A 10,323-nucleotide genomic window follows, 5' to 3' on the forward strand; every position below is an offset into this window, starting at 1 on the left:
GTCCCCCTGCACGCCGACGCTCGAGGGGCGAATCCGTCTTGATGAGCGGTCCGGCCTTGCGCGACAGGAAGGTCTCGCCCGGCGTCGTGAACGCGACCTCGCGCCCGCCCGCCTCGGACAGGATCGTCTCGAACTTGACCTCTTCCGCACGGTAGCCGGCGGTCCCGAGATTGGCGACGTTGGTCGCCACGGTGTTCAGGCGCTGTTCGAGCGCCATCTGGGCGGACAGCGTGACGTAAAGCGACGCCTGCATGTCAGGTGCTGCACCAGGGCCGCCTCGTCCTCGACGGCACGGTGGAGGACGTCGTCGGCTCCGAGCTGGTCCGGACCATCTATTCGGGAGGTGCCCATGGCTGAGGCAGCGGGTGAGGCAGCGGCTGAGGCAGTGCGGCGGAGCGAGCCGGCGGGCGCCGCCCTCGCCCTGGAGGGGGTGTCGAGCGGCTACGGAGCGGTCTCGATCGTGAAGGGCGTGTCCCTGTCGGTGGCGCCGGGGGAGATCGTGGCGCTGCTGGGCAAGAACGGCATGGGCAAGACCACGCTGCTCAAGACCATCCTGGGCATGGTCGCCCTGCGGGGCGGCGCGATCACCGTCGGGGGACAGGCGCTCGCCGGCTTGTCGCCCGCCCGGCTCGTGGCGCTCGGCGTCGGCTACGCGCCGCAGGAGCAGCCCCTGTTCCAGGACCTGTCGATCCGCGACAACCTGCGCCTCGCGGTCCCCTCCGACCGGATGCTGCCGGAGGCGCTGGAGCGGCTGTTCGGTCATTTCCCGTTCCTGAAGGACCGGCTGGCCCAGCGGGCCGGCACCCTCTCGGGGGGCGAGCAGAAGATGCTGATCCTCGGGCGCGCCCTGATGCTGCGCCCGCGCCTGCTCCTCATCGACGAGATCTCCGAGGGCGTGCAGCCCTCCATGGTCGAGCGCCTGCGCGGCGTGCTCGACGCCGAGCGGGCGGCGGGCGTGTCCATGCTGGTGGTGGAGCAGCACGTCGCCTTCGCGCTGGCGCTGGCCGACCGCTACGCCGTCCTCAAGCTCGGCGAGATCGTCGACAGCGGCCCCGCCAAGGCGCCGGACGCGCAGGCGCGCGTCATCGGCCATCTGGCGGTGTGAGCCATGAGCGAACTCAACACCTTCTCGATCGCCGCCCGCTGCCCGCGGACCGGGCAGCTCGGCGTCGCGGTGGCGAGCGCCGTCCCGGCGGTGGGCGGGCTCTGCCCCTACATCCGCGCCGGGATCGGGGCCGTCACCACCCAGTCCTGGGTGAACCCCTACCTCGCCGCCCGCATCCTCGACGGGCTGGCCGGCGGGCTGGGCCCCGACGCCGCCCTGGCGGCGGCGCTCGCCACCGACGACCGGCCGGACCTGCGCCAGCTCGGCCTCGTCGACGCGCGCGGGACCGGCGCGGCCTGGACCGGCGCCGGCTGCACGGACGCCGCCGGACACCGCACCGGGGCCGGCTACGCCGTGCAGGGCAACATGCTCGCCGGGACCGGCGTGATCGACGCCATGGCGGAGGCCTTCGCGGGGAGCGCCGCCTGCGACCTCGACGAGCGGCTCATGCGGGCGCTGGAGGCCGGCGATGCGGCCGGCGGCGACAAGCGCGGCAAGCAATCGGCGGCCCTCAGGATCGTCGCCGGCGAGGATTACCCGCTCCTCGACCTGCGGGTCGACGAGCACGCCGAGCCCGTCGCCGAGCTGCGCCGCGTCCTGGCCATCGCCCGGCGGCAGCTCGTGCCGTTCGTGGCCGGCATGCCCCGGAAGCACGGCCCGGCCGGCGCCCTGCCGGACGACGTCGTGGCGATGCTCCTGAAAGCGCCCGCCGAGCGGCCGGGCGCTGCGGCCGATGGCGGGTCCGCCGATGCGCCCGATCTCCTGCGCGACGTCATCGGCCTGCGCCAGGAGCCCGGGCGGGTCGCGCACCTGCTGAGGCAGTTCGCGCCGGTGCTCGCCGAGATCGCCCGGCTCCGCGACCTCGACCTCGCGGACATCCATCCGCCGGTCGTCTTCGATCCGACCTTACCGTACCGCCGGGGGCCCCATGACGACCGCCGTGACTGACGCCCTCTGGCCGTTGCCGATCACCGAGCTCGCGCGGCGGATCGCGGCGCGGGAGCTGTCGAGCGCCGACCTCGTCGGCGCCAGCCTCGACCGGATCGCGCGCCTCGACGGCGCCCTGAACAGCTTCGTCCATCTCTCGTCCGCGGCCCTCGACGCCGCGCGCGCGGCCGATGCCGAGATCGCCCGGTCCGGCCCGCGGGGCCCGCTGCACGGCATCCCGATCGCCATCAAGGACAACTACACCACGGCCGACATGCCGACCCGGGCGGGTACCGCCGTGGAGGCCCTGACCTTCCCGGCGGCCGACAGCCACGCGGTGGCGCGGCTGCGGGCGGCCGGCGCGGTGATCCTCGGCAAGCTGCGCATGCACGAATTCGCCTGGGGCATGGTCACGCCGCCGACCCGCAATCCCTGGGACCTCGACCGGGTGCCCGGCGGCTCCAGCGGCGGATCCGGCGCCGCGGTCGCGGCCCGGCTCTGCCCGGCCGCCCTCGGCTCGGACACGGGCGGCTCGATCCGGATCCCGGCCGCCCTGTGCGGGGTCGTCGGCCTCAAGCCGACCTACGGCCGGGTCGGCCGGTCGGGGATCGTCCCGCATTCCTGGTCCCTCGACCATGCCGGGCCGCTGACCCTGACGGTGGCCGATTCCGCCCTGATGCTGCGGGCGCTCGCCGGCCCGGATGCCGGCGATCCCGCCGCCAGCGCGGCGCCGGTCCCCGACTACACGGCCGGGCTGGACCGGCCGATCCGGGGCCTGCGCGTCGCGGTGATCCGCAACCACTTCTTCGACGCGGTCGACGAGGACGTCGCTGTCGCAATCGAGGGGGCGCTCCGCTTCCTCGCCGGCCAGGGCTGCACGGTCCGCGACGTCGCGGTGCCGTCCCTGCGCCACGGCCTCGGGGCCATCTACGCCATCGAGCTCGCCTCCTCGACCGCCTATCACGACCGCAGCCTCGCCCAGGGCCATGTGGCGGGCTTCGCCGCCGACGTCCGCGACCTCGTGGAGATGGGCCGGCTCGTGACCGGGCCGGACTACCTGCGCGCCGAGCAGGTGCGGGCCCTGATCATGGACGAGATGGCCGCCGTCCTGGCGGAGGCCGACGTGATCGTCGGCCCGGCCTCGCCCTTGACCGCGTGGCGGACGGACGAGTCCGCGGTGTCGCTCGGCGGGCGCGCGGAGAGCGTGCTGGCGGCCTCCTGGCGGCTGACCTACCCGTTCAACCTCACGGGCCTGCCCGCGATCGCGCTGCCCTGCGGCTTCGACCGGCGCGGCCTGCCGATCAGCCTCCAGATCGCCGGCCGGCCCTTCGCCGAAGCCGAGATCCTGCGCGTGGCGCACCAGTACGAGCGGGCGCACGATTGGTGGCGCCGGGTGCCGCCCCTGGCCGGCTGACGCGGCGGGCCGGTCCTGCGCAGCTGAACCGGCCCGTTGCGATCGATTGCACGCAACCAATACCGCCTCTCATCGCAAATAGCCGCGCGCTGTACAGAGCGATGCGTGTGGAACCCTTTTTCCGTGGTTGCCGTTGCTGGGTTCGATTGAAACCAGGAGGCTACCAATGCGCAACATCATTCTCTCGGGTGCCCTGTTCGCGGCCCTGTGCGGCGCGGCGAGCGCCGAGGAGACCACGGTCATCCGCCGCGACGGGCCCGCCGTCGTCGACCACCGCGACACCGTCGTCGAGAAGCGTGAGGTCACCACCGGCACCGTCGATTGCGGTTCCAAGACCGTCCACAAGGAGGACGGCATGGGCAACTCCAAGACCGTCCACAAGGAAGGCTGCAACTGAGCCTCCGCGGCCCGTAACGCCCTGACGAGCCTGGAGATCTCAGCATGACCAACAAGCTTCTTCTGTCGCTGGCGACCGCCGGCCTCCTCGCCCTTCCGGTGGCCGCCCAGGCGCAGGGCACCCTGCGGGGCGCGGCCGAGGGTGCGGCGGTCGGCGCCGATGCGGCCGGCCCGGTCGGCGGCATCGTCGGCGGCGCCGTGGGCGCGGCCACCGGCACGGTGGGCGGCATCCTCGGTGTCGACGACCGCCCCCGGTTCCGCAGCTACGTCCGCGAGCGCGGCGTGCGCTCGTACAGCTGGGGCGGCCCGGTCCGGGTCGGCACCGTGCTGCCGGAGGACAGCGTGACCTACTACGACGTACCCGACGAGTACCGGGTGCGTCCGGGCTACCGCTACACCATCGTGAACGACCAGCCCGTCCTGGTCGATCGCGGCCACCGCATCGTCGAGGTCATCGACTGATCGGAGGGGCGCCGGGATCCCGGCGCTCCATCAGGCAGGACGGCCCGTCCGGCATCGCCGCGGCGGGCCGTTTCGCGTCTGCAGGGCGCGGCCCGAGACGAGAGGACGAGAGATCGCGCGGGCATGGGTGCGGGCACGGGCGCTGGAGACGAGGCGCGACGGACCCCCTCTCCCGAGCGGGAGAGGGCTGAGGTGAGGGACGAGAAGGATCAGGATCGAGCGCCCCGTCGCCGGTCAGCCGAGGTCGAGACTTTCTCGGTAAGGCCGCACCCCTCACCCTGTCCCTCTCCCGCACGGGCGAGGGGACCCGCGCCCGGTCCTGAAGCCGCGTTGCCGACACGGATGGATGGATCCGACGGGCCGCCGCGAGCGTGCGGCCGGTAGCGGAGGGATCGGCTCGCGCCTCACCCCCGCGTCAGCGCCAGTTCCGGCAGGTGCAGGGTGATCCGGTAGGCGGACGCGTCGTGGCTGCGCGTCACGGTCGCTTCGAGCTGGCGCAGGGACATCTCCACCAGCAGGGTCCCGAAGCCCCGGCCCGGCCGCGGTTCGGCCACGCGGGCCATGCGCTCGCACCATTCGAGGACGAGCCCCTCTTCCTGGCGGTCCCAGGTGACGGACAGCGCGCCGTCGTCGGACCCGAGCGCGCCGTATTTCACCGAGTTCGTCGCCCATTCGTGCAGGATCATCGCCAGCGACGAGACGTGCCGCCAGTTGATCGCCACGAGGGGCCCCTCGATCATCGTGGGGACGTGGTCGCGGTACGGGCGCAGGGTCGCGCCGATCAGGCCCGCGAGGTCGCTCATGCCCTGGCCGTCGGAGGGATCGGCCAGGGAATGTGCCCGCCCGAGGGCCGAGATGCGGTCGCGCATGTCGGTGGCGAAGACGCCGATCTCCCGGTGCGTGCGGGCCCCCGCCGAGATCATGCCGCCGATGATCGCGAACAGGTTCTTCACCCGGTGGTTCATCTCCCGCAGCATCAGGTCGCGGGTCTCGGCGAGCGCGTATTCGGGCGAGACGTCGATGCAGACGCCGACGATCCGCTTCCGATCGCCGCTCCGGGTCAGGCGCCCGTAGCTGCGGATGTGCCGCAGCGCGTGATCGGCGGCGCGCACGCGGATGCGCGCCTCGAACTCGTCCAGGCCGTGCGCCGCTTCGGCGAGAGCCGCCTCGAAGCCGGGACGGTCCTCGGGCAGCACGCTGGCCGCCAGGGCGGCGGTGGGGTGCGGCGTGTCGGGAGTCAGGCCGAAGATCGTGCCGGCGGTGCTGTCGACCACGACGGTCCCGGCATCGGGGCTGTATTCCCAGACGCCGATGCCTCCGGCCTTCACGGCCAGTTCCAGCCGCTCCCGCTCCGCGGCGAGCTGGCGCTCCAGGGACAAGGCCTCGGTGATGTCGGTGAGCACCAGGGTGGCGCCGTCGACGCTGCCGTTCTGCAGGCGGTAGGGCAGCACCCGCAGGGAGAGCGTCCGGTCCCCATCCCGGGTGGCGACGCGCCGCTGGATCACCGAGCCGCCGGCGCAGACCTCCTGGGCGTCATGCAGGTATTCTAGGCCGGCGAGCCGGCTCGACACGTCGGCGAGGGGACGTCCCCGGTCGGCCGGCTGCAGCGGGAAGATCGCCGTAGCGGCCGTGGTGAAGCTGCGCACCTTCAGAGCGCGGTCCAGCACGACCACGGCGAGATCGGTGGATTCGAAGAAGTTGCGCAGATCGGCATTGGCGATGGTGAGCTGCTCGACCTTGGTCTTCAGCTCGTCGTTGACCGTGGACAGCTCCTCGTTCGTCGACTGAAGCTCCTCGTTCATCGACATCATTTCTTCGTTGGAGCTCTTCAGCTCCTCGTTCGTCGTCTCCAGCTCCTCGACGGTGGAGCGGAGCTTGTAGCGCGTGCGCAGCAGCTCCTCCTCCAGCGCCTCGACGTGGTCGCCGCCGGCATCCATCTCGATCAGGTCAAGATCGTCCGCAGCCTGGAAGGCGCCGGTGTCGCGCAGGACAAGCAGCATCGAGCCGTCGGGCAGGGGATCGCAGATCAGCTCCACCGGCTGGACGCCGTATTCCGAGCGGATCTCCACGTCGCGGACGACCACGCGCTTGCGCGCATCCCGGGTCTGGCGGAGCAGCGGCCCGATCACGTCGCGCAGGCCCGGACGGGCCAGGGTGATCGCGCTGCTGCCGCCGGTCCGCGTGACCGGGAAGTCGAAGTAGCGGCTCAGGCGCCCGTAGGCGGCGATGATGCCGCCATCCTCGTTGAGCACCATGCTGGGCGGGGCGTAGCGCTCCATGACGCGGCGCACCGCGACGGTCTCGTCGGCGATCGAGGGCTCGCCGCGGCGCTCCTCGCGCGCTCCGCGCCGGGTCTCGCCGCGCCGGGCGCTCCCGGGCAGGTCGATCGGGTATTGCGGCGCGCCCGGCGGCCGCTCGAACAGGCGGGCGTGCTGGTCGATGACCGGGAAGAGGTGCTCGAACCGGCTGACGCTCTCCGAGGGCCCGAGGAACAGGTAGCCCCCGGGCCGGACCGCGTAGTGGAACAGCGGCACCACCGATTGCTGGAGGCGCTCGTCGAAATAGATCAGCAGGTTGCGGCAGGACAGGAGGTCGACCCGCGAGAAGGGCGGGTCCTTGACCAGGCTGTGGCTGGAGAAGCGGATCAGGTCGCGGATCTCGGCCGCGATGGTGAAGCGCTCGGCATGGGGGACGACGTAGCGCTCCCGCAGATGCGCCGGGATGTCGGCGAGCGCGGCGGCCGGGTAGGTCGCCTCCCGGGCGATCTGGAGCATGCGCTCGTCGATGTCGGTGGCGAAGATCTGGACCGCCGGCGGCAGGCCGAGGCGGCGGGCGGCGTCGGCGAACAGCATGGCGATGCTGTAGGCCTCCTCGCCGCTGGAGCAGCCCGGGATCCAGACCCGGATGTCCTCCTCGGGGTCGCGGGTGCGCAGCAGGGGCTCCACCGCGCGCTCCCGGAGGAGCTCGAACAGCTCGGCGTCGCGGAAGAAGCGGGTGACGTTGATGAGGAGGTCGCGGAACAGCGCCTCGCACTCGGTCTTGTCCGCCCGGACGCGGCCGAGATAGGCCCGGCCGGACTCGAGCCCGAGGACGTGCATGCGCCGCTCGACCCGCCGGACCAGGGTGGTCCGCTTGTAGCCGGAGAAGTCGTGGCCCACCGTCGCGCGGATGACCCGGCAGAGGTCGTCGATGTGGTCGGCGACGAGGCGGGCCTCGTCGTCGACGGCGTCGGTGCCCCGGCGGCGGAAGAAGCTCGTGAGGCAGTCCACGATCTCCCCCGGCGGTCGCACGAAGTCGACGAGGCTGGTGCCGACCGCCGAGAGCGGCATGCCGTCGTAGCGGGCGGTGTCGGGCTGCTGCACCACGCAGACGCCGCCATGCTCCTTGATGGCCCGCAGGCCGGTCGTGCCGTCGGCCCCCGTGCCCGACAGGATCACGCAGGCGGCGTTGGCCTGCTGGTCGACCGCGAGCGACAGGAAGAAGTCGTCGATCGGCCGGCGCAGGCCCCGCGGCTGGACGAAGTGGGTGAGTTCGAGGACGCCGTTCTGGATGACGAGGCCCCGCCCGGGCGGGATGATGTAGACCTTGTCGCCCGCGATCCGCTCCCCGCCCTCGCACTGGAGCACCTCCAGCTCGGTCTGCCGTCGAGGAGCTGTGCCAGCATGCTCTCGTGGTTGGGGTCGAGGTGCTGGACGATGACGAAGGCATGCCGGTCGGCGGCCGGGCGCGCGCCAGCATCTCCCGCAGGGCCTCGAGTCCGCCCGCCGAGGCGCCGATTCCCACGACGGGTCCGGCGAAGGGCGGGGCCGTCACCGTCCCGGCGCCGTCCAGGATCTCCGAGGCCTCGCCTCCGGGGGCGTTATGGAAATCCTGGTGCATCGAGATCCGCGAGCGTGAGCTTGGCCTGCGCGACCGTGGCGACCGTGTTGGCGATCGTCATCAGCGAGCCCTCGATGACGAGCCCACTCTCCGCAAGCGTCGGGGTCAGCCGGCTCAAGGTCCGGCCGAGTTCGGTATCGTAGGCGGAAAGCAACGCGGGTTGCGAGCGGCTGACATCGAATTGGGATGCGAAAAGAAAGCGCACCTCGCCCGAGAGCGCCTTCAGTTTGGACATGTACAGCAGATTGACGAAAGGCTTCCCGTCCTTGCGGAAATTCAGGATCGGCGTGCGCACGGAGTCCTGCCGGCCGTTCTCCAGGAAGGCGTGGATCTTGGCCCGCGCCTCCCGGTTGTCGGCGTCGCGCTGGAGGAGGCGGCAATTGCGCCCGACGACCTCCGCGCCCGTATAGCCGGTGAGCTGGTGGAACGGCGCGTTCACCAGGAGCAGGACGTTGTCGTCGGTCGCCGCGGCCAGCGCCAGGGCGATGTGGGATTTCTCGAAGAAGGTGCTGAGTTCGGCCGGGATGGTCTGCGTGTCCACGGTAGCTTCCCTGTCGCCTCCGTTCGGCGCGGCCCGGCCGGTCGCCCCGCGTTCGCGCTGCCGGCCTCGGCGCGGGTCGACATTCCTGACGCGCAACCGCGGCTGCCGCTCTCCAATTCGGGCACCGCGCTGAGGCCGTCCTCATGGGCGCGTCGGATCGGTATGGCAATGACGCCCGACCCCGCCCGCCCGTTCCGCGCGGGCCTGCCGCACCCCGTGTCCGGCGGGGGCACCGACGTTCCGCCGGGCGCCGCCCGGTCCGGCCCGACCGCACCGCCCCGGATGCGGCCGCCTGGCGCCCGACCGCGGCCTCCGGATCTCAGCCCTCGCCCCCGATGATGCCGCGGATGCGGGTGGCCAGCGCCTCCAGGGCGAAGGGCTTCGTCATCACCTGCATGCCGGGGCCGAGATGGCCGTGGTTGAGGGCGGCGTTCTCCGCGTAGCCGGTGATGAACAGGACCTTCAGGTCGGCACGGTGCTGGCGGCCGGCATCGGCCATCTGGCGGCCGTTCATGCCGCCGGGCAGGCCGACATCGGTGATGAGCATGTCGATGCGCACGTCCGACTGGAGCACCTTCAGGCCCGAGGCCCCGTCCGCCGCCTCGATCGCCGCGTAGCCGAGGTCTTCGAGCACCTCGGTCACCAGCATCCGCACGGTGGGCTCGTCGTCCACCACCAAGACCGTCTCGCCCTGCTCGGCGCGGGGGGCGTGGGCGAGGTCGGGCAGGCTCGCCTCGGCCTCCGCCTCGCCGAGATGGCGGGGCAGGTACAGGCAGACCATCGTGCCCTGGTCGATCTCGGAGTAGATCCGGACCTGCCCGCCGGACTGCTTGGCGAAGCCGTAGATCATCGACAGGCCGAGGCCGGTGCCCTCGCCGATCGGCTTGGTGGTGAAGAACGGGTCGAAGGCCTTGGCGACCACGTCGGGGGTCATGCCGGTGCCGTTGTCCGAGACGCAGAGCGTGACGTACTGGCCCGGCTCCAGCTCGCGCTCCTGGGCGGCCCGGTGGTCGAGCCAGCGGTTGGCCGTCTCGATGACGATACGGCCGCCCTCCGGCATCGCGTCCCGGGCGTTGATGCACAGGTTGAGCAGCGCGTTCTCGAGCTGGCTCGGGTCGACCAGCGTCGGCCACAGGCCGCCGGCCCCCACCGACTCGATCGCCACGGCGGGGCCGACCGTGCGGCGGACGAGGTCCATCATGCCCTCGACCAGACGGTTCACGTCCGTCGGCTTCGGGTCGAGGGTCTGGCGGCGCGAGAAGGCCAGCAGGCGGTGGGTCAGGGCGGCGGCGCGCTTGGCCGCCCCCTGCGCCGCGCCGATGTAGCGGTCGAGGTCGCCGACCCGGCCCTGCAGCATCCGGGTCTGCATCAGCTCCAGCGAGCCGACGATCCCGGCCAGCATGTTGTTGAAGTCGTGGGCGAGCCCGCCGGTGAGCTGGCCGACCGCCTCCATCTTCTGCGACTGGCGCAGGGCCTCCTCGGCGCGCATCAATTCGGCGGAGCGCGCGGCGACCCGCTGCTCCAGGGTCTCGTTGAGGCTGCGCAGCGCCGCGGTGACCCGGTCCCGCTCCGCCTCGACGGCCTTACGCTCGTCCACGT

At 72.2% G+C, this 10,323-nt stretch carries 9 protein-coding genes; 5 read left to right on the forward strand and 4 right to left on the reverse strand.

The window, feature by feature from the left end:
- The coding region (locus tag I53_RS29945) for a flagellar basal body protein (protein WP_043358008.1) at window positions 1-253 on the reverse strand (253 nt) is incomplete at its 3' end.
- A 96-nt stretch (window positions 254-349) separates the two neighbouring features.
- Between I53_RS29945 and I53_RS29950 the strand changes: the two genes are divergently transcribed.
- The 5 genes from I53_RS29950 (at window position 350) to I53_RS29970 (ending at window position 4,304) form a co-directional block, all read left to right on the forward strand.
- Window positions 350-1,105 (forward strand): ABC transporter ATP-binding protein, encoded by a 756-nt coding sequence (locus tag I53_RS29950; protein ID WP_051045128.1) that lies wholly within the window; start codon window positions 350-352, stop codon window positions 1,103-1,105.
- A 3-nt stretch (window positions 1,106-1,108) separates the two neighbouring features.
- On the forward strand, window positions 1,109-2,053 hold the full coding sequence (locus I53_RS29955) for a DUF1028 domain-containing protein (RefSeq protein ID WP_043358012.1): 945 nt from the start codon (window positions 1,109-1,111) through the stop codon (window positions 2,051-2,053).
- Window positions 2,046-3,446 carry an amidase gene (locus I53_RS29960; protein ID WP_251982498.1) on the forward strand — a complete coding sequence of 467 codons (1,401 nt, stop codon included), beginning with the start codon at window positions 2,046-2,048 and terminating at the stop codon, window positions 3,444-3,446. The genes I53_RS29955 and I53_RS29960 overlap by 8 nt, the downstream gene beginning before the upstream one ends.
- Window positions 3,447-3,612: 166 nt before the next feature.
- Window positions 3,613-3,843: a hypothetical protein gene (locus I53_RS29965; protein ID WP_043358016.1), complete on the forward strand. Its 231-nt coding sequence runs from the start codon at window positions 3,613-3,615 to the stop codon at window positions 3,841-3,843.
- A 44-nt stretch (window positions 3,844-3,887) separates the two neighbouring features.
- On the forward strand, window positions 3,888-4,304 hold the full coding sequence (locus I53_RS29970; RefSeq protein WP_043358018.1) for a DUF1236 domain-containing protein: 417 nt from the start codon (window positions 3,888-3,890) through the stop codon (window positions 4,302-4,304).
- Between the two features lie 404 nt (window positions 4,305-4,708).
- On the opposite strand, the gene I53_RS29975 is transcribed toward I53_RS29970, so the two are convergent.
- The 3 genes from I53_RS29975 to I53_RS29985 form a co-directional block, all read right to left on the reverse strand.
- Window positions 4,709-7,930: a CheR family methyltransferase gene (locus tag I53_RS29975; RefSeq protein WP_251982499.1), complete on the reverse strand. Its 3,222-nt coding sequence runs from the start codon at window positions 7,928-7,930 to the stop codon at window positions 4,709-4,711.
- Window positions 7,931-8,163: 233 nt separating this feature from the next.
- Window positions 8,164-8,724, reverse strand: coding sequence for a PAS domain-containing protein (locus I53_RS29980; RefSeq protein ID WP_043358020.1), 561 nt, complete (start codon window positions 8,722-8,724; stop codon window positions 8,164-8,166).
- 319 nt (window positions 8,725-9,043) lie between these two features.
- Window positions 9,044-10,323: ATP-binding protein (locus I53_RS29985; protein ID WP_043358021.1), on the reverse strand; the 1,280-nt coding region annotated here is incomplete at its 5' end.

The organism is Methylobacterium sp. B1 (assembly GCF_000333255.1).
Classification (GTDB): domain Bacteria; phylum Pseudomonadota; class Alphaproteobacteria; order Rhizobiales; family Beijerinckiaceae; genus Methylobacterium; species Methylobacterium fujisawaense.